This window comes from Streptomyces sp. NPDC006384 (genome assembly GCF_042870695.1).
Lineage (GTDB): Bacteria > Actinomycetota > Actinomycetes > Streptomycetales > Streptomycetaceae > Streptomyces.
Map to the genome: position 1 here is coordinate 1 of NZ_JBIAHR010000014.1, position 18,583 is coordinate 18,583.

The 18,583-nt window shown below is 74.0% G+C and carries 14 protein-coding genes and 1 riboswitch; of the genes, 4 read left to right on the top strand and 10 right to left on the bottom strand.

Annotation, left to right across the window (positions count from 1 at the left end; genetic code table 11):
• Positions 1–145: 145 nt before the first annotated feature.
• Positions 146–745, bottom strand: a complete 600-nt coding sequence (locus ACFYOJ_RS20155) for a Uma2 family endonuclease (RefSeq protein ID WP_356552878.1) — start codon at positions 743–745, stop codon at positions 146–148.
• A 277-nt stretch (positions 746–1,022) separates the two neighbouring features.
• On the opposite strand from ACFYOJ_RS20155, the gene recQ reads away from it, so the two are divergent.
• Complete coding sequence (recQ, locus tag ACFYOJ_RS20160) at positions 1,023–3,047, top strand: DNA helicase RecQ (protein WP_356552859.1); 2,025 nt, start codon at positions 1,023–1,025, stop codon at positions 3,045–3,047.
• Positions 3,048–3,097: 50 nt separating this feature from the next.
• Here recQ and ACFYOJ_RS20165 read toward each other — a convergent pair whose 3' ends face one another.
• Entirely contained in the window at positions 3,098–4,036 is a 939-nt protein-coding gene (locus tag ACFYOJ_RS20165; RefSeq protein ID WP_356552858.1) for a M56 family metallopeptidase, read from the bottom strand.
• Positions 4,037–4,288: 252 nt separating this feature from the next.
• On the bottom strand, positions 4,289–5,500 hold the full coding sequence (gene fahA / locus ACFYOJ_RS20170) for a fumarylacetoacetase (RefSeq protein ID WP_356552856.1): 1,212 nt from the start codon (positions 5,498–5,500) through the stop codon (positions 4,289–4,291).
• Between the two features lie 270 nt (positions 5,501–5,770).
• Here fahA and ACFYOJ_RS20175 point away from each other — a divergent pair, with 270 nt between their 5' ends.
• Together ACFYOJ_RS20175 and ACFYOJ_RS20180 are read left to right on the top strand one after the other, a co-directional pair.
• Positions 5,771–6,943 (top strand): DegT/DnrJ/EryC1/StrS family aminotransferase, encoded by a 1,173-nt coding sequence (locus tag ACFYOJ_RS20175; protein ID WP_356552855.1) that lies wholly within the window; start codon positions 5,771–5,773, stop codon positions 6,941–6,943.
• Complete coding sequence (locus ACFYOJ_RS20180; RefSeq protein WP_356552853.1) at positions 6,936–9,254, top strand: lipopolysaccharide biosynthesis protein; 2,319 nt, start codon at positions 6,936–6,938, stop codon at positions 9,252–9,254. Before ACFYOJ_RS20175 ends, ACFYOJ_RS20180 begins: the two co-directional genes overlap by 8 nt.
• Before the next feature lie 67 nt (positions 9,255–9,321).
• Here the strand turns inward: ACFYOJ_RS20180 and ACFYOJ_RS20185 are convergent, their stop codons facing one another.
• From ACFYOJ_RS20185 to ACFYOJ_RS20210, 6 genes are all read right to left on the bottom strand, one after another.
• A complete protein-coding gene (locus ACFYOJ_RS20185) occupies positions 9,322–10,551 on the bottom strand; it encodes a glycosyl hydrolase (RefSeq protein WP_356552852.1) in 1,230 nt (409 codons plus the stop codon).
• Positions 10,548–11,072: a hypothetical protein gene (locus ACFYOJ_RS20190; RefSeq protein ID WP_356552850.1), complete on the bottom strand. Its 525-nt coding sequence runs from the start codon at positions 11,070–11,072 to the stop codon at positions 10,548–10,550. The genes ACFYOJ_RS20185 and ACFYOJ_RS20190 overlap by 4 nt, the downstream gene beginning before the upstream one ends.
• A 58-nt stretch (positions 11,073–11,130) precedes the next feature.
• The gene (locus tag ACFYOJ_RS20195; RefSeq protein ID WP_356552849.1) at positions 11,131–13,005 is read right to left on the bottom strand and encodes a hypothetical protein; all 1,875 of its coding nucleotides are present in this window, start codon (positions 13,003–13,005) and stop codon (positions 11,131–11,133) included.
• Between the two features lie 182 nt (positions 13,006–13,187).
• The gene (locus ACFYOJ_RS20200; RefSeq protein WP_356552877.1) at positions 13,188–13,943 is read right to left on the bottom strand and encodes a polysaccharide deacetylase family protein; all 756 of its coding nucleotides are present in this window, start codon (positions 13,941–13,943) and stop codon (positions 13,188–13,190) included.
• An 89-nt stretch (positions 13,944–14,032) separates the two neighbouring features.
• On the bottom strand, positions 14,033–15,277 hold the full coding sequence (locus ACFYOJ_RS20205) for a glycosyltransferase (RefSeq protein ID WP_356552876.1): 1,245 nt from the start codon (positions 15,275–15,277) through the stop codon (positions 14,033–14,035).
• A 197-nt stretch (positions 15,278–15,474) separates the two neighbouring features.
• Entirely contained in the window at positions 15,475–16,539 is a 1,065-nt protein-coding gene (locus ACFYOJ_RS20210) for a GNAT family N-acetyltransferase (protein ID WP_356552847.1), read from the bottom strand.
• Positions 16,540–16,773: 234 nt separating this feature from the next.
• Here ACFYOJ_RS20210 and ACFYOJ_RS20215 point away from each other — a divergent pair, with 234 nt between their 5' ends.
• A complete protein-coding gene (locus ACFYOJ_RS20215) occupies positions 16,774–17,583 on the top strand; it encodes an HAD family hydrolase (RefSeq protein ID WP_356552845.1) in 810 nt (269 codons plus the stop codon).
• Between the two features lie 55 nt (positions 17,584–17,638).
• Here the strand turns inward: ACFYOJ_RS20215 and ACFYOJ_RS20220 are convergent, their stop codons facing one another.
• The gene (locus ACFYOJ_RS20220) at positions 17,639–18,130 is read right to left on the bottom strand and encodes a transglycosylase SLT domain-containing protein (RefSeq protein ID WP_356552844.1); all 492 of its coding nucleotides are present in this window, start codon (positions 18,128–18,130) and stop codon (positions 17,639–17,641) included.
• Between the two features lie 3 nt (positions 18,131–18,133).
• Positions 18,134–18,301: riboswitch (cyclic di-AMP (ydaO/yuaA leader) on the bottom strand.
• Positions 18,302–18,583: the final 282 nt, after the last annotated feature.

Consider the following 18,583-nt stretch of genomic DNA (forward strand, 5'->3'; position numbering starts at 1 on the left):
GGGGCGGCGCTCGGGGGCGGGGCGGCGGGCGGCGCCCCCCCCCCGCGCCGCGCCCCCCCCGCCCCCCCCCCCCCCCCCCCCCCCCCCCCCCCCCCCCCCCCCCCCCCCCCCCCCCCCCCCCCCCCCCCGCCGTGTGTTCGGGTGACTACGAGCCGCCAGGACGGGCCTTGATGGCGGTCAGGTCCAGGTCCACCGGGAAAGGTGCACTCACCTTCATGCGTTCACGGAAGATGCCCACGCTGGTGTAGGCCTCGACGGTGGGCTCGAGTTCGAAGGCGTGTACCACCGCAAGCCCTTTCTCACTCTCGACCCGCCAGTAGTGGGGAATCTTCGCCCTGGCGTACTTCAAAGGCTTGGTCTCGCGGTCTCGTGAGACTGAGTCGACGGAGACCACCTCGACTGCCAGCAGGACGGCTGAGGACGGAAATCGGGTCTGATTCGTTTCCGTCCAGGCGTCGGCCTGCAGCACGATGACGTCCGGCTCCGGCCTGTTCTGCGCGTCGATGTCGATCGTGAAGTCGCGGAAGACCTCGAACTCGGCAGGTGCCAGCGACTGCAGCTGCCATTTGAAGAAGTCGACAGCTCGTTCATGAAAAGCGGTCTGCGGACTCACGAAGACCAGGCTCCCGTCGATCAGCTCCGTATGCGGAGGCAGGTTCGGAAGCCGGTCCAGGTCGTCCGCCGTCCAGCCGCCCTCCGGCGGGACCGGCCAGTCGGGCGTGGACGCCTTCGGTGCGACGCTCATCAGTGCTCCCATGGGACGGAGTCTCGCGGGCGCAATCAGACTATCCAGCGGAAACGGGCACGTCTCCCGCGAACGTGTGAACGAGCGTCGTGCTCTTGACGCCGGCGTCGAGGGGCGGCCTGTGGACAACTCCGGGGCTGTCGGTGCGGACCCCTATCGTTGAGGCAGTGGTCGGGACAGGACGGACCAAGCGGACCGGACAGACCAGACAGACCAGACAGACCGGACGGGGTCGGACGGCCCGGGCGGGCGAGGCAGGACGTACGGGGGCCAGGCGATGGGCGGGACGGGCGTGATCGGCGAGATGGCGGAAGCGGCACAGACGAGGGACACGGACAGCGAGGCGCTGGCCACGCTGCACCGGGTCTTCGGTTACGAGGCGTTCCGCGGCGAGCAGGAGGCGGTCGTCGAGCACGTGATCGCGGGCGGCGACGCCGTCGTGCTCATGCCGACCGGCGGCGGCAAGTCGCTGTGCTACCAGATCCCGGCCCTGGTCCGGCCGGGCACCGGCGTCGTGGTCTCGCCGCTGATCGCGCTGATGCAGGACCAGGTCGACGCGCTGCGGGCACTCGGTGTGAACGCCGGGTTCATGAACTCCACCCAGGACTTCGACGAGCGGCGGGTCGTGGAGGCCCAGTTCCTCGCCGGCGAGCTGGACCTGCTGTACCTGGCCCCCGAGCGGCTGCGGCTGGAAGGCACCCTCGACCTCCTCTCCCGCGGCAAGATCTCCCTCTTCGCGATCGACGAGGCGCACTGCGTCTCCCAGTGGGGCCACGACTTCCGGCCCGACTACCTCGCCCTGGCCCTGCTCGGCGAGCGCTGGCCCGACGTGCCCCGGCTCGCGCTCACGGCGACGGCCACCCACGCCACCCACCGCGAGATCACCGAGCGGCTGGCCATGCCGGCGGCACGGCACTTCGTGGCCAGCTTCGACCGGCCCAACATCCAGTACCGGATCGTGCCGAAGAGCGACCCCAGGAAGCAGCTGCTGGGCTTCCTGCGCGAGGAGCACGCGGGCGACGCGGGCATCGTGTACTGCCTCTCGCGCAACTCGGTCGAGAAGACCGCCGAGTTCCTGACCCGCAACGGCATCGAGGCGGTGCCGTACCACGCCGGTCTGGACGCGGGCACCCGCGCGGCGCACCAGTCCAGGTTCCTGCGGGAGGAGGGGCTGGTCGTCGTGGCGACCATCGCCTTCGGCATGGGCATCGACAAGCCCGACGTGCGGTTCGTCGCCCACCTCGACCTGCCCAAGTCGGTCGAGGGCTACTACCAGGAGACCGGCCGCGCCGGCCGCGACGGACTGCCGTCCACGGCCTGGATGGCGTACGGGCTCAACGACGTCGTCCAGCAGCACAAGATGATCCAGACCGGCGAGGGCGACGAGACGTTCCGCAGGCGGGCCCGGTCCCATCTGGACGCGATGCTCGCGCTGTGCGAGACCGTGCAGTGCCGCCGCGCCCAGCTCCTCGCCTACTTCGGCCAGGACCCGGACGCGGCCGCCTGCGGCAACTGCGACACCTGCCTGACCCCGCCCGAGACCTGGGACGGCACGGTTCCGGCACAGAAGCTGCTGTCCACGGTGGTGCGGCTGAAGCGGGAGCGCGGACAGAAGTTCGGCGCCGGGCAGATCGTCGACATCCTGCTGGGCAGGCGGACCGCCAAGGTCATCCAGTTCGACCACGACCAGCTCTCCGTCTTCGGCATCGGCGAGAACCTGACCGAGGGCGAGTGGCGGGGCGTCGTCCGGCAGCTGCTGGCCCAGGGACTGCTCGAGGTCGAGGGGGAGTACGGCACGCTGGTGCTGACCGAGGCCAGCGGTGAGGTGCTGCGGGGACAGCGGAAGGTGCCGCTGCGCAAGGAACCGAAGAAGCCCGTCTCCGCCCGTGCGGCGGGCGCCCGCGGGGACCGCAGGGCCAGGGCCGCGGCGGCCGAACTGCCCGAGGAGCTGCTCCCCGTCTTCGAGGCCCTGCGCGCCTGGCGCGCGGAGCGGGCCCGCGAGCAGGGCGTCCCGGCGTACGTCATCTTCCACGACGCCACGCTCCGGGAGATCGCCACCGCCCGGCCCACCTCGATCGGGCAGCTCGGAGGGATCAACGGCGTCGGCGAGAAGAAGCTCGCGACGTACGGGGAAGGCGTGCTCACGGTGCTGGCGGAGCTGGCCGGGGAGGCCTCGCCGGCCCCGGCCTCCGAGCCCGGCGCCGGGAGCGACGTCGGACCCGAGGCCGGATCCGATGCCGGGTCCGGCCCGGACGACTGGCCCGAGACCGAACCGGAGCCGGAGCCCGACGACTGGATGTGAGGCGCCTCGGGGCCGGGGCGTCGCTCTCCCCGCCCCCTCGGCTCGTGAGGTCAGGCCAGGGCCGTCAGGCCCGGGGCGAAGGTGATCAGGAGGGGGATCAGGGGGACCAGGGCCGCTGTCGTCGTGGTCAGGGCGCGGTCGCGCGGGGTCAGGCGGGGCGGGGGCGCCAGGAGGCGGTCGACGCGCTCGCCGAGGAGGCGGTGGCTGGAGGCGCAGGACAGGACGCCCCGGTGCTGGTTGAGCTCGATCAGGGCCAGTGCCGTGGTCAGGTGGCCGCAGCGCCGGGAGGCGGTGTCGTCGGCGGCGAGTTCGACCAGGCGGTGGGTCTGGTCGCAGAAGTGGGCGAAGAGCGGGACGCGCGGGAAGCCGGTGGCCAGGGCGGTGGACAGGTGCAGCAGCCAGTCGTGACGGGCCCGGGCGTGGCCGCGCTCGTGGGTGAGGACGGCGTCGAGCTGGTGGTCGGTGAGGCGGTGCAGGGCGCCGGTGGTGACGACCAGCTGGGCCGGGCTGCCGGGCATCCACCAGGCGTCCGGGTACTCGTCCTCCAGGACCAGCAGGGGGCCGCGTGCGGCGGGGAGCCCGGCGGGCAGGTCGGGGGCGCGTTCGCGCAGGTGGGCGCGGGACCGGGCGCGGCGGCGACGGGCCTCGACGAGTTCGCGGGCGAGCATGGCGGTCGTCCAGGCGGCGCCGCCGGCCAGCAGCAGGGTGAGGACGGCGGCCCAGGGCGGGCCGGCGGAGAGGTTGTAGGCGGCGGTCACCGCGGGCGGTGCCGGCGCGAAGAGCTGGGCGCGCACGGTGCCGAAGACGGCGGCGGCGCCGAGCACGAGGGAGGTCAGACAGCACAGCAGCACCGTGGCGACCAGGCACTGCCACACCCACAGCGCGACGACGGGGTCCCGTTCGGGCCACGAGGAACGGGTCAGCGCGCGCGGCACCGGTACGGCGGCGGTGACGGCGACGGCGAACAGCAGGAGCAGGCAGACGGTCATGCCACGGGCTCCGGATCCTTGTCGGGAGGCGGCTCTGGCTGTGGTGCTGTGAAGCTGTGGTGCTGTGGTGCTGTGGTGCTGTGAGGTTGCGGTGTCGGGCCGGGGCGCGGCGAGGGTGCGCCGCGCACACCGCCCGACGCCAGTATGACGGTGACGGCCGGTGCGAGTCAGGTCCCGGCGGGCACGGGATGCGCACACGGCGGCGACCGGACCGGCTCGGTCGGCCGGTCGCCCGCTCACCCGCTCACCCGCTCACCGGCCGACGATCCGCCCGGTCACCTCGCCCAGCCCCACCCGGGTGCCGCCCGGCCCCGGCGCCCACGCCGTCAGGGTCACCACGTCGCCGTCCTCCAGGAACGTCCGCTTCCCGTCCGGGAGTTCGAGCGGATCGCGGCCGTTCCAGGTCAGTTCCAGCAGCGACCCGCGCTCCCGCTCGCCGGGCCCGCTCACCGTGCCCGAGCCGTAGAGGTCGCCGGTGCGCAGTCGGGCGCCGCCCACCGTCATGTGGGCCAGCTGCTGGGCGGCGGTCCAGTACATGGTGGAGAAGGGCGGCTCGGAGACCACGTGCCCGTTGACCGCGACCGAGATCCGCAGGTCGTAACCGCCGGGCTCCTCGCCGGAGTCGTCCAGGTAGGGCAGCAGCTCGTGGGTGCGCTCCGGCGGGGCCACCCGTGCCGACTCCAGGGCGTCCAGCGGCGTGATCCACGCCGACACCGAGGTGGCGAAGGACTTGCCGAGGAAGGGGCCCAGCGGCACGTACTCCCAGGCCTGCACGTCCCGCGCGGACCAGTCGTTGAGCAGGCACAGCCCGAAGACGTGCTCGCGGAAGTCACCGAGCGCCACCGGACGCCCCGGCTCGGACGGCGTGCCGACGACGAAGCCCACCTCCGCCTCGATGTCGAGGCGGATCGACGGGCCGAAGACGGGAGCCGGGTCGGCGGGCGCCTTGCGCTGCCCCCAGGGCCGTACGACGTCGGTGCCGGAGACGACGACCGTGCCGGCGCGGCCGTGGTAACCGATCGGCAGGTGCTTCCAGTTCGGGGTGAGGGAGTCGGCGGCGTCCGGGCGGAAGATCCGGCCGACGTTGCGGGCGTGGTTCTCGGACGCGTAGAAGTCGACGTAGTCCGCGACCTCGAAGGGCAGGTGCAGGGTCACGGACGACAGGGGGTGGAGCAGGGGTTCCAGGGCCTCCCGGTGGGACGGCACGGTCACCCAGGCGGTCAGCGCGCGCCGCACGTCCGACCAGGCGGTGCGGCCGGCCGCCAGCAGCGGGTTCAGGGTGGGCCGGGCCAGCAGGGACGCGTACGGCGAACCCAGCGCGTGGGCCGCCGCCCCCGCGTCCAGGACGTGGTCGCCGAGCCGGACGCCCACCGTCCGCTCCTCGGTGCCGCGGATCGAGAACACGCCGTACGGAAGGTTGTGCGGGCCGAAGGGATCGCCCTCGGGGACGTCGAAGGGGGGCATCGGATGCTGCCTCGCTCTCGTGTTCGCCGTGCGCCACGTGATCCGTGGCCGTGCCACACGTTACGGGCGGCACGGGGGACTTGGGCAGTGTCCGGGGACCGGAACGCAATCTTGACGGACCGGTGCGAACGGGGCGACTCTGATCGGGTGCCGGAAGGCCTCGGGGAGGGGGCGTTCCGATGGCGCGTAGGGGGACGGATGGCCACAGGGGAGGCCGGTCCGGGTCCGGCACGGTCCGCTTCGCAGCCGGGCAGACGGCTGGAAGAGATCATGCGCGGCAGACTCGGCCGGGAATGCGTGTACGTACCGTCGTGCCGTTTCGGGCTGTACGCGGCCCTGCGGCACTGGTGCGCGCCGGGCGGCCGGGTGCTGATGTCGCCGGTCAACGACGACGTGATCTTCTTCGTCGTCCTCGCGGCCGGGCTGCGGCCCGTGCAGGCGCCGCTGAACCCGCTGGACGCCTCCATCGACGTGGACGCCGTGCCCGAGGAGGTCTGGGGTTCCCTGTCGGCCGTGCTGACGACCAATCTGTACGGCAACCCGGACCCGGCGCCCCGGCTGCGGGAGCGCTGCGACGCGCTCGGCATCCCGCTGTTCGAGGACGCGGCGCACGCCATCGGCAGCGAGACCGGCGGGCGTCCCGTCGGCACCTGGGGCGACGCGTCCGTCTTCAGCCTGTCCAAGCACGCCGGCGCGAAGGCCGGGGGCTTCCTCTCCGTCGCCGACCCCGGCCTGCGACAGGCGCTGGCGAAATCCTGCGACGACTTGCTGCTGCCCCGCCGCACCACCGCCGAGCTCGCCTACGCCGTGCGGCCGTACGCGGAGGCCGCCGTGCGGGGGCTGGGGCTGCGGCGGGCCGCCTGGGCCACGCTGCGGATGCTGGGGATGACGGAGCGCGAGGAGATCCGGATGCCGCTGCGGCCCCAGGAGCTGGCCCGCGCGGTGGCCTCGGCCCCGGACCTGGAGGCGCACGATCCGTGGGTCCGCGTCGACATGCACGACTACCGGCTGCGCTCCGGCAGCTTCCGGCTCGGGCGCGTGGGGCGCAGGCTCGAGCGGCTGGACGAGGTGCTCGCCGGCTGCCGGGCGGGCACGGAGCTGCTGCTGTCGACGCCCTGGGCACACCCGGCCGGCGGCCGGCGGCCCGACGGCCCGGCGCAGCCGCTGTTCCGCGTGCCGCTGTTCGTGGCGGACCGGGACGCGGCGATCGCCGCGCTGGCCCGGCGCGGCATCGTCGTCGGCTACCTCTACGACCCGCCGCTGGACGACTACGCGGGCAAGGAGTTCACCGACCCGTCGCCCGCCCCCGAGGGCGCGCGCTGGTTCGCGCGGCACGCGCTGCCCGTGGACCCGCTGCGCGCCCGTACGGTCGTCGAGGTGCTGGAGCGGTCCGGGGCGCGGCAGGCCGAGGCACCGGAAGGGGCGGGTCCGTTCCGTGGCTGAGACGCGGGTGCACGAGGCCGCCGCGGCACCCGCCGGTGGCGGACCGGAGCCGCCCGGGCGCGGGCAGGGCGCCGACTCGCTGTTCAAGAACGCCTACTTCCTCATGCTCAGCACCGGCGTCTCCGCCGTGCTCGGCCTGGGCTTCTGGCTCGTGGCCGCCCGCTACTACTCGGAGGAGGCCGTCGGCCAGGGCTCGGCCGCCATCGCCGCGATGCGGCTGCTCGCCAGCATCACGGCGACCACGATGATCGGCGCCGTCGTCCGCTTCGTGCCGCGCGCCGGGCGGGCGACCGGGCCGCTGGTGTGGCGCGCGTACGTGGCGAGTTCGGTGGTCGTGGCCCTCGCCGCCGTCGTCTTCCTGCTCACCCTCGACCTGTGGGGCGCCTCGTACGCGCCGCTGGGCACCCCCGCCGCCGGGGCGCTGTTCGTCGCCGCCTGCGTGGCGTGGGCGCTGCTCACCCTGCAGGACGGGGTGCTGACCGGGCTGCGCAAGGCCGAGTGGGTGCCGGCCGGGAACGCGGTGTTCTCGGTCGGGAAGCTGATCCTGCTGGCCGTCTTCGCCTCCGCGCTGCCGGTGCTCGGCATCTTCGTCTCCTGGGCCGTGGCCATCGCCTTCTCCACCCTGCCGCTCGGCTGGCTGATCTTCCGCAGGCTCATCCCGCGCCAGGCCGCCGCCGACCGCGACGTGGAACCGCCCGCCGTCCGGGAGATGGGCCGCTTCCTGGCCGGGGACTCGCTGGGCGCGCTGTTCAGCCTGGCGATGATCAACCTGCTGCCGGTGATGGTCGCGGTCAACTTCAGCGCCGCCGAGAACGGCTACTTCTACGTGGCGTACACCGTCGGCGGCACGATGGAGTTCATGGCCATCAACATGGCCTCCTCGCTCACCGCCCACGCCTCGCACGACCCCCGCCGCCTCGCTGACGGCGTCCGCGGGGCGCTGCGCCGCATGACGCTGCTGCTGGTGCCGGTGGTGCTGTTCCTGGTCGTCTTCGCCCCGCAGATCCTCGCCCCCTTCGACGCGGACTACGCCGAGCGCGGCTCCACGGTGCTGCGGCTGCTCGCCCTCGGGGCGCTGCCGAGGGTCGTCGTCGAGCTGTACATCGGCGTGCTGCGCGTCCAGGGCCGCACCGGCGTGCTCGCCGCCGTGCAGGGCGCCATGTGCGTCCTCGTCCTGGGCAGCGCGGCCGTGCTGTTCACCCCGGCCGGGATCGCGGGCGCCGGGTGGGCGGTGCTGCTGGGCATGACGCTGGTCGCCGTCGGCTGCGCGCCCGGCCTGCGCACCGCCCTGCGCGGCGGGGACGGCACCGGCGGCGGCAGGCCGCGCGGCGGACGGGGACGGGGATGGGGCCGGGGACGGGTGTCCGGGGGAGCCGGAAGAGCCGCGGGTGCCGACTTCGGCACCCGCTGGGCGCGGCTGAACGCCACCGCCGGCTACGGCACCGGCTGGGCCCGCCGGGCGGCGTACGGGCAGGGGGAGGACGACGACGGCGACACGGCGACGCTGTTCATCGGCCGTCCCGGCTACGAACGCGAGGCGCTGCAGGCGGACACGCTGGCACTGGTCGTACGGCCGCCGCGGCCGGGCGCCGACGCGTGGCCAGGGGACCGGGGCGGGCCGGCGCCGGCCGCTTCGGACGGGTCCTTTGACCGGCGGGAGCAGTGGCTGCGGGGCGCCCTGTGGTGCCTGCTCGGCGCCGCCACCGCGCTCTTCTGGACGGCGCTGCGCGGCCTGCCCCGGCCCGGGGACGCGTCCGCGGCGGCCGGTTCGGTGCTGACCGGGCGCCGGCTGCTGGAGGGGCTGCCGCCCGCCGCTCCGGTCGCGGGCGGCCTGCTGCTCGTGGTGTTCGCCGCCTCGGTGACGCTGTGCGCCGGACGCGACGTGTGGCTGCCCGGGGCCGCGCTGGCGTCGGCGCTGTCGGCCCTGCACGCGGCGCCCGCGGCCCTGGGCTGGGAACCCCGGGCGGTCACCGGGGAGTGGTACTCCGGGCCGGCCCGTCTCCTCGCGGACGCGGTGGGGGCGGCCGGGCCCGAGCCGCTGCTGCGGTGGATGCCGGTCACCGCCCAACTGCTGTGCCTCGTACCGCTGTGGCTGCTGCTCGCGCCCGTGGAGGGGCGGCTGACGTGGGCGGGGCGCTGGGGCGTCCTCTACCTCCTCGCGGTGGCCGGCTGGCTGTGGCGCGACGCCGTCGCCCCCGCCGCCCTGCCGGCGCTCGCCGCGCTCCTCCTCCTGCTCGCCCTCGTCCGCGCCGCGTCGGCGGGAGGGGGGACTCCCCGCCCCGGCGCCCCGGGCACCCGGGCCGGACACTGACCCGGACGTCCGGGCGCCGGTGCCCCGCGTGCCCCGCGTGCCCCGCGTGCCCCGCGCGGCCCGGGGGTCAGCGGGGCGGCACCGGCTGGTGGAAGTACCCGTTCTTCCCGGCCTCCCGGTAACCCTCCAGCCCGGGACCCTCGTTGACGGTCAGGTCGCACTCGGGACGGTCGGAGGGCGGCCGGTTCCAGTGGACCAGCGCCTTCACCTGGGGGAGCTTCTTCACGGCGGCGGGGATCTGGGTGTACCAGTCGCGCTGGCGCACCGGGTTCTCCGCGTCGGGCGCGGTGGCGAACTCCGCGAGCATCACCGGCTTCTCGTCGGTGACGTGGGCGCGCAGCCACTCGTAACTGGGCTGCTGGCTGCGGAGGAAGTCCTTCCAGTCGGTCGTGTCGTGGCACTGGTAGTAGTTGTACTGGTCCATGGCGATCCAGTCGACGTACTCGTCCCCCGGGTAGAGCGCCTTCATCTCCTTGGCGCTGCCCAGGTAGCCGGAGACGGTCCACACCCACACGACGTTGTCGGCGCCCAGTTCGCGGAAGCGGTCGTGCAGGTGCCGGTAGGCGGCGACGAACTCCGCCGGGGTGCCGGCGCCCTCCTTGATGCGGGCGTCGGTCTCCTGGTCGAAGGAGAGGAAGACGCGCTTGCCGTAGGCCTTGATGCGCCGGATCTGCGGGTCGATGATCTCCTCGTCGTACTTCCCGGAGGCGATGTTCTTCCAGCCGAGCTGGGTCTCGGTCCAGTTCTCGTGGTGCGGTTCCGTCCAGACGGTGGACTCCCACGCCAGCATCAGCAGCCGGTCCTTGCCGAGTTCCCGCTCGTCGGGCGTGAGCAGTTGTCCGTCGAGCTCGCTGCCCGACATGTCGTGGTAGTTGTAGACGAGGTCGAGCCTGCGGCCGATCCGCTTCTCGAAGTCGAGCACGGCGTCCTTGAGCGACCCGTTCTCCGCGTACGGCACATAGGCGCCCCACCAGGCGCCGCAGGGCGGGACCAGTGTGCCGGTGGGCGCGCAGGGGCCGGTGGGCATCGTGCCCGAGGCCGCGTTGTCGGGCAGGGCGTCCTTGCCGGGCGGCTCACGCTCCTCGGAGCGGCCTGCCCAGATGCCGAGCCCGGCGAGCAGCGCGGCCACCACCACCAGGACGACGGCCGTGTAGGTACGCCTCACGGTGCGCCCGGCGTCGATCACCCCGCCCGCCACACCCGTCTCCCGTCCGCCCGTCTCCCGTCCGCCCGTCTCCCGTCCGTCCGCCCCGTGACCGTCCGCCCCGCGCCCGTTCGCCCGGTGCCGGCCCGTCATGTGCCGCCACCACCCGTCGGCCTGCGCCTGACCCGCTCGACCGCACCGCGCCGGGCGGCGGGCAGCGACAGCCCCGGCAGAGGGGCGGTGACCGTCGTGAAGACGGCGAGCGAGACGAGGAAGGCGGTCGCCGAGAACCCCTCCACCAGGAACAGCGAGGTGGCGGTGAGCACGCCGAGCGAGAGACTGACCGGCGTGACCAGGGCGGCGGCCTCCAGCCTGGCGCCGGCGGCCAGTCCGCCCGGCTGCGGATACAGCACCGCGCATCCGGGGCCGAACAGGACGAAGAACAGCACCGGTGCCCAGCGCAGCGGTGTCGGGTCGGGCAGCGCGGTGGCCGCCAGCGCGAGCCAGCCCGAGGCGGCGACGAGGATCTTGAGGCGCGTCGGGGTGAGCCCGGGGCCCTTCACCGCCTCGGCGCCGTCGACGGTGCCCGCGGGGCCCGGAACGGCGTCCGCGGGGCCCGAAGCGGTGTCCGCGGGGCCCGGGGTGGCGTCCACGGGGTCCGGAGTGGTGTTCATGGGCTGACCTGTCCGCCCTTCGTCGTCACTGCGATCACTGCGATCACCTGGGGAGCGTTCAGCGGGTGGCCGGCCGGTACTGCAGGACCACGCCGTACGGATGGCTCTCGACGGTCCGGAAGAGCGGCGAGCCGGACAGCTTCGAGCGCAGCGTCTCGAAGCCGCCGGCCGGCAGCAGGCCCTCTCCGGCGGTGTAGATGTCCTGGGTGCGGGTGAGGATGACGTACGCCCTGGTGCCCGGCGGGATGCCCTCGGCCAGGTAGGCGGCCGGGTCCTTCAGCATCTTCTCGTTCTCGGGCAGTTCCTGTTCGGCGAAGTACCAGTGCTCCAGCCGGTCGTAGCGGTGCAGGGCCTGCGGGAAGGAGCCGGTGGTGGCGAGGATCAGCGAGCCGTCGGGCGCGCTCTCGATGGCCCGGGTGACCAGCGCGGTCTCCTCGGGCGGCGTGTAGTACATCTTCTCCTTGCCGTAGTACGACGGCAGGAAGCCGGCCAGCAGCACCAGCAGCACGGCGGGCAGCGCGACGGCCGCGGCCCTGTCCCGCAGGACCTTCGCCCGGGCGGGCCGGGCCTTCCCGGCGGCGGGCACGAGCGCGGCGGCGGCGAAGAACGCGGCGCCGGGCAGGCCGAACAGGTAGACGCGGAACAGCATCTCGCCGCCGTAGTCGTTGACGGCGAACAGTGGCACCGGGGCGGCGGAGACCACCAGCAGCGGCAGCGCGCCGCGGGTCAGCCGGCGCCGCAGCACCACGGCGGCCCCGGCGAGGGCGACGATCGCGAGGACCATCAGGACGTTTGCCCGGCCCGCGAGTTCGGGACCGGGGCCGGTGAGCTGGCCCGCGTAGCCCGCCCGGGAGTTCTGGGTCAGCTCGCCGACGGACTCCTTGAGGGTGGAGAGCGTCTCGACGAACAGGGGGCGCCCCATGGTGAGGTCCCAGGTGAGCATCAGCAGCCCGGCGACGGCCAGCAGGCCGAAGTTGCGGTAGCGGCGGGTCAGGGTGAGCGCGAGCAGGCAGATGCAGAGCATCACCGGGGTCAGTTGGTGCGTGGCGTTGATCGCGGCGATCAGCGGGGCGAGGGCCACCACGCAGACCGCGCGCTGCCGGTTGTCCGTGGGCGGCGGCACGGGGGCGGCGGCCGGGTCGAGGAAGGTGCGGTCGCGCAGCCGCCCGGCCGAGCCGGGGCGCACGAAGTGCCGCAGCACCACCGCGAGGACCGTCAGATGCAGCAGGTAGGCGAGCCCCTGGGGGGCGAAGTAGTCCTGGCCCACCCAGTTGGCGAGCTGGAAGATCCATACGGCGGTCCACACCAGCCGCCAGTCCCGGCAGAAGGTGCGGTAGATCATGACCAGCACCGGGAGCATGAGCAGGCCGAGGACGATCGGCGCCCAGTTGACGTACGCGGCGGCGTTCTCGGCGCCGAACGCCCGTGTCAGGCCCGCGTTGAGGGTGAAGAAGCCGGGCCACTGGTCGTAGGCGGACATGTTGCCCGACAGCGCCGCCCCCGGGCGCAGCTCGCCGTTGGCCAGCAGGGTGTTGACGACGGCGTCGTGCTTGGACGCCCACGGGTAGCGCACCGCGTCGTAGAGCACCGCCGGGGGAGCCTTGAGCGCGAACAGCAGCGCGGCGCAGTGCGCGGCCGGCCACCAGGGCGCGGTCGCCGCGCGCCTGAGGCTGAGGACGAAACCCGCGGTGAGGACGAGCAGCGAGAGGTAGTAGGCGACGGGCAGCCGGTCCAGCAGGCCGTAGTCGCCCATCTCCCGGAAGCCGATGCGGGGCAGTGCGTACACCCACAGGCAGGCCGCGAGCAGCAGGGACAGCAGCCCGGCGTCGGGCAGCCGGGACGGGGGCCGGCCCGCGTCCGCCCGGCCGACGGGGGGCCCGGGGGAGGGCAGCGCGCTGCTCTCCGCGGTCGGTACGGGCACATGGTGCTGCACGTCGAGACTCCCCTCCCCGGGCCAACTATAGGAATTTCCCCTGCTTTTCACACCAAAATCCGCGGACTCGTCCAAACGGACGGACGGCGTCCGCTCGTCCCCAATCCGTCCGCCCGTCCGCCCGTCCGCCCGTCCGCCCGTCCGCCCGTCCGTCCGCCGGGCCGCCCCTCCGCCCGCCCGGGTCAGCCGGCGAAGACGGGCCCCCGTACGGCCGCCCGGGCCCGGCGGTACCACCGCCAGCCGACCGTCCTCGGCCCGTCCCGGTACGGCGCGACGCGGGCGCCGCCGCCCGCCAGCCAGCTCCGGACGTCGGCGACGGTGTGGCTGTGGCGCACGATCAGCCGGGCGATGCGGTACGGCTCGTCGTGGCCGGAACTGAGCGCGTGCCGCACGGCGGTGGCCGTCTCGTAACCGGCCCGTGCCGACGCGGCCCGCACCCGCGGGCTGTTGTAGCCGTGCGGGTAGGCGAGGTGCCGGACCGGGTGGCCGAGGGTGTCCTCCAGCACCGCCTTCGACGTGCGCAGCTCGTACGCCAGCTCCCTGGCGGACAGGGTGTCCAGCTGGGCGTGGGTGACGGTGTGGCTGCCGATCTCCATGCCGGAACGTTCCAGCTCCGCGGCCCGGTCCAGGGTCATCATCGGGGCGGGCGGCAGCAGGCTCCGGCCGCCCGGGGTGATGGCCCCGGTGGTGAGGTAGGCGGTGGCGGGCAGTCCGCGGGCGGCCAGCGCCTCGGCGGTGGGCCCGGGCAGGTCGGCGAAGCCGTCGTCGAAGGTCAGCAGCACCGGGCGGGGCGGCAGGGGTGCCCGCCCGGCGAGGTGGCCGGCGAGCGCGCCGATGGTCACGGGCGTCCGTCCGCTGTCGACGATCGCGTCGAGGTGGGCGGCGAACCGGTCCGGCCGGACGGTGAACTCGGCGATCCAGCCGGGCGGATCCTCCATCACCGCGTGGTAGAGGAGGACGGGGACGACGGTGCCGTCGCCCGCCGCTCCGCCGACCGGGGTGTCCTCGTCGCGGTGGTCCGCCGCTCTCATGCCGTCCCCCTGACCGCGGCCCGGTGGGCGTACCGCGCCCGCAGGTAGCCCACCGGCCCGTACAGCATGCCCCTGCGCTGCAGCCGCGACAGCCGCCGCGGCCACGGATGGGTCCGTTCGTCGTGGTCGCCCGGCGCGCCGCCGCCGTCCGTGTCGCGCACCGCCGTCAGCCCGCGGGCGTGGGCCAGGCCGCGCGGCAGCCGCGCGAGGAACGCCGGCAGCAGCGCGGGCCGGTTCACCAGGACCGCCGTGAGGTACGCGGTGAGCCCCGCCCCGTATCCGTAGGCCTGGGTCTCCAGGTCCCGCCAGGTCTCCCGGTGGTGGTGCCACACCAGGGCGGCCGGGGTGTAGTGCAGCCGCCCGCCCTGGGCGAGGATCCGCACGAAGCCGTAGAGGTCGTCGCCGCCCCGGGCGTGCGTGCCCGCGCCGGTCGCCGGGTCGAAGCCGCCGGCCGCCCGCAGCGCGGCCGTGCGGAAGGCCATGCTGGCGCCGGAGCCGAAGCGTCCCGCGGTGAACGGGAACAGCGGCTCGTCGGCGGGCGGGCGCGCGGGGTCGTACGTGCGCGGGGTGAAGCCCTTGGCGAAGCCGCCGTGGCTCTCCAGCAGGACCTGCGCCGGGGTGCGCAGCCGGGCCGGCAGGATCAGCCCGGTGGCGCAGCCGAGCCCCGGGTCGGCGGCGAAGGGCGTGGTCAGTTCGGTGAGCCAGCGGGGGTCGGCGACCACGTCGTCGTCGGTGAAGGCGGTCACCTCGCTCCGTACGGCCGCGAGGCCCCGGTTGTGCGCGGCCGCCAGTCCGGGGACCGGCTCGCACACGTACCGCACGCGCTCGCCGTACTTCCGCTCCACCAGTTCCCGGGTCTCGCCGGTCACCGGGGCGTTGTCGACGACGACGATCTCGAAGTCCGGGTGGTCCTGCGCCAGCAGGGAGTCGAGCGCCCGCGCGAGCTGTCCCGCACGCTCCCGGGTGGCGACGACGACGGCGGCGGTCGGCGGCCGGAGCGATACGGCCGCCGGCCCGGCCACCGCGTCCGGCGGCGGACCGGGGTGCAGCCGGCGGGCGGGGTCCGCCAGCGCCCGCACCGGATCCGCCCCTTCCGGCACCCGCCCGAGCATCGTGCCGACGGGCCTGCCCTCCCGGCGGACCAGGACGAACACCGCGCCGGACGTCACCGGCCCGCTGCCCGGCCCGGGTCCGAGGACGGCCTCCCCGTCCGCGCCGAGGTCCAGCTCGGCGACCTGCACCGGCTCGATGGCGAGGAACCGCTCGATCTCCCGCCGGGTCTCCTCCCGTGCCCCCTGCCGCGCTCCCCGCCGGGTCTCCTCCCGTGCCCCCCGCCCTCTCTCCCGCCGTTCCCCCTGCCCTCTCTCCCGCCGTTCCCCCTGCCGCGTACGCCCTGTTCCGGCCACGCGCCCCACCCCCTCCGTGGTCGTCCCCTCCGTCACGGCCGGCGCAGCCGGGCCGCCCCTCTCAGCGTGCGGACCGCCAGCGACGCCAGCCGCGGCCTGCTCCGCACGAAGCCGTGCGCGCGGCGGGCCGGTTCGCGGCCCAGCCACAGCAGCGCGGCACCCACTCCCGGGCGCGTCACCGTCCCCTCGTACACGGGCAGTTCACCGGTCTTCAGCGAGTCCTTGTACTCCGCCGCGCCCCGCCCCATGTCGAGCGTGCCGATGCCCTCGGCGGCGGCGGCCTCGGCCATCCGCAGATGCAGCACCAGTCCCGGCGAGTACTTCGCGAACTCCGGGTCGTACGCCGGGAACCAGCACGCCAGCACCGACGACGAGCGCAGCCCGAAGTGCGCGGCGACGGGCCGGCCGCCGGCGTAGAGCACGGACAGCGTGCCGGTGCACTCGGGTGCCCGGGTCCCGGCCAGCCGCCCGACCAGCCGGGTGATCCACTCCTGCGCGAACCGGTCCCGGCGCCCCGTCCTGCGGTACTGCGCCGACTTCCACTCCATGAGCGTGCGCAGCGCCGCCGGGTCGCGTTCGTCGAAGACGAAGCGCACGTCCCCGACCTGGCGGCCCAGCCGGCGCTCCTTGGCGAGGGTGGTCTTCAGGAACTTCGGCGACTGGGCGCGCAGCACGTTCTCGTACGCCTCGTAGCCCTTCTCCACGTCGATGACGTAGGTGGTGTGCTCCTCGGCGGCGTACGGCACGAACAGGCCCTGCTCGGCCTCCAGGTTGTCGAAGGCGAAGCCCGACAGGGAGCACGCCCGCAGCAGCCGGCGGGGGTCCGGCGTCAGCCCGGGGCGCAGCACCGCGCCCTGGCAGTCCGAGACGCCGAGCCCGATGGCCCGGCCCTGGCCCAGCGGTCCGCGCTCGTGCGGCAGGAAACCGGCCGCCTCGCCGCCGTCGTACAGCACCGCCACCCGCGCCCCCGGCCGCACCCGGCCCACGGCGTCGGTGAACTCCGGTTCCATGAAGGGATTGCGCGGCGCCGTCGAGCCGGCACGCAGCTCCCGCCAGCGTTCCCGTTCCCCCGCGCTCAGCTCCTGAGGGTTCAGCACACGTACACGTCCGCCGTTCAACCCGACCCCCCGATCAAGTCCCCCTGGACTAAAGGAAGGTACCCCCGGGGCCGCCCCGGGGGTAGAAGGCAGAGCAAGTTGTTGCCAACTGGTGCACAGGCCTTCAACCGCCTTTAGACGGTGTTGCGTCAGCTTTCGGACACCTGCGAACGACCTCGTGCGCAACCGGTCGCGGGGTGAGTCGGACAGGTCCGGTGTCCGTATTCTCTGATCATGGACCGCACCGCATATGCCCTCGTCGCCACCGACCTCGACGGAACGCTGCTGCGCGGCGACGACACCGTCTCCGACCGGTCGCTGGCCGCGCTGGCGCGGGTGGCCCGGGCGGGGGCGCGGCACCTGGTGGTGACGGGACGCCCCGCGCCGAGGGTGCGGTCCCTGCTCGACGGCCTCGGCTGCGAGGGGCTCGCGGTGTGCGGACAGGGCGCGCAGGTGTACGACGCCGGCGCGCACAGGATGCTGTGGTCGGTCACCCTGGACCGGGAACTGGCGGAGACCGCGCTCGGCAAGATCGAGGCGGAGGTCGGCGAGGTGTACGCCGCGGTCGACCAGGACGGCGTCGACGGGCTCACGCTCATCGAGCCGGGCTACCTGATGCCCCACCCGACCCTGCCCGCGGTCCGTGTGGACCGGCGCGACGAGCTGTGGGGCGAGCCGATCAGCAAGGTGCTGCTGCGCCACCCCGAGCTGTCCGACGACGAGCTGGCGGCGACGGCGCGCGCGGTGGTCGGCTCCCTCGCCACGGTCACGATGTCGGGACCGGGGACGGTGGAGCTCCAGCCGTGCGGCGTCACCAAGGCGACCGGTCTGGCGCTCGCCGCCGAGCGCCTGGGGCTGAGCCGGGGACGGACGATCGCCTTCGGGGACATGCCCAACGACGTCCCCATGTTCCACTGGGCGGCCCACGGGGTCGCCATGGCGGACGCCCACCCCGAACTCAAGGCGGTCGCGGACGAGACCACCCTGACGAACGAGGACGACGGCGTCGCCGTCGTCCTCGAACGGATCTTCGGAACCTCCTGACGCGCCCGGCGCGCGCCGCCGGGGCTCAGTGCGTCAGGGCCCGGCGCGTCACGGCTCAGTACGCGCTGAAGACGTTGTCGATCGAGCCGTAGCGGTCGGCCGCGTAGTTGCAGGCGGCGGTGATGTTGGCGACCGGGTCGTAGGAGTCCCAGGACGTGCCGGGCACGTGGTAGGCCCGGAAGGTCGGGTCGATCACCTGGAGCAGGCCCTTGGACGGGGTGCCGTTGACGGCGTTGACGTCCCAGTTGTTGATGGCGAACGGGTTGCCGGACGACTCCCGCATGATGTTGCGGTGGATGCCGTCGTACGTCCCGGGGATCCCGTGCTGCGCCATGATGTCGAGCGACTCGCGGATCCAGCCGTCGAGGGTCTCCGGGTACGCCGTCGTCGCCGTGGCGGCGGTGGTGGCGGCGGCCGGGGTAGCGGCGGAGGCGGTGGCGGCGCCGACGAGCGGCAGGGCGAGCACGGCCGCGCCGGTGCCGGCGAGGGCGAACTTGCGGACGAGACGAGCGGTACGGCTGTGACGGTTCTGACCGTTGGCAGGCATGTGTGTGTCCCTCTCCTACGCCTGCGAGGTGAGCTGTCGGGTTCGGGCGGGGAGGTGCCCGGCCGGCCCTCACGGGCACGGCTTCACCCCGAGCCGCTCCGGTGGTTTCCGGCGCGGCGACTTACCTGGGTCCCCCGCTCCTGCCTGCGAGTGTGTCGGTGGATGACTGGTGCCGGGGCGGTGGCAGGATTCGGCGTCCGCCCGACAGGCCGGGAACGTATGCGAGAGCACATGTCCGGAACAAGTGCAGGAATCACCCGACGTCCATGTTGACCTTGGTCTGGGGCTTTTGGGGTGCTTGATCCTTTGCGGTCGCCAAGCCTCAACTGGCTTGCGGCGCAAAGGGAGGGCACAGTCGGCGGCGGGGTTGCCCACAGGCGTGGCGGAGTGAGCCAACTCACGGCCGCCAAGAAGACCGGCAAATCGGGCATTAGGTTCAACGGGCGGTCAATC

Excerpts from the sequence above, each read along its gene's own strand:
- ACFYOJ_RS20200 (WP_356552877.1), bottom strand. The coding sequence starts at position 13,943 with ATGGAGGATCCGCCCGGCTGGATCGCCGAGTTCACCGTCCGGCCGGAC.
- fahA (WP_356552856.1), bottom strand. The coding sequence starts at position 5,500 with ATGCCCCCCTTCGACGTCCCCGAGGGCGATCCCTTCGGCCCGCACAAC.
- ACFYOJ_RS20185 (WP_356552852.1), bottom strand. The coding sequence starts at position 10,551 with ATGACGGGCCGGCACCGGGCGAACGGGCGCGGGGCGGACGGTCACGGG.
- ACFYOJ_RS20215 (WP_356552845.1), top strand. The coding sequence starts at position 16,774 with ATGGACCGCACCGCATATGCCCTCGTCGCCACCGACCTCGACGGAACG.
- ACFYOJ_RS20175 (WP_356552855.1), top strand. The coding sequence starts at position 5,771 with ATGCGCGGCAGACTCGGCCGGGAATGCGTGTACGTACCGTCGTGCCGT.
- ACFYOJ_RS20165 (WP_356552858.1), bottom strand. The coding sequence starts at position 4,036 with ATGACCGTCTGCCTGCTCCTGCTGTTCGCCGTCGCCGTCACCGCCGCC.
- ACFYOJ_RS20155 (WP_356552878.1), bottom strand. The coding sequence starts at position 745 with ATGAGCGTCGCACCGAAGGCGTCCACGCCCGACTGGCCGGTCCCGCCG.
- recQ (WP_356552859.1), top strand. The coding sequence starts at position 1,023 with ATGGGCGGGACGGGCGTGATCGGCGAGATGGCGGAAGCGGCACAGACG.
- ACFYOJ_RS20220 (WP_356552844.1), bottom strand. The coding sequence starts at position 18,130 with ATGCCTGCCAACGGTCAGAACCGTCACAGCCGTACCGCTCGTCTCGTC.
- ACFYOJ_RS20190 (WP_356552850.1), bottom strand. The coding sequence starts at position 11,072 with ATGAACACCACTCCGGACCCCGTGGACGCCACCCCGGGCCCCGCGGAC.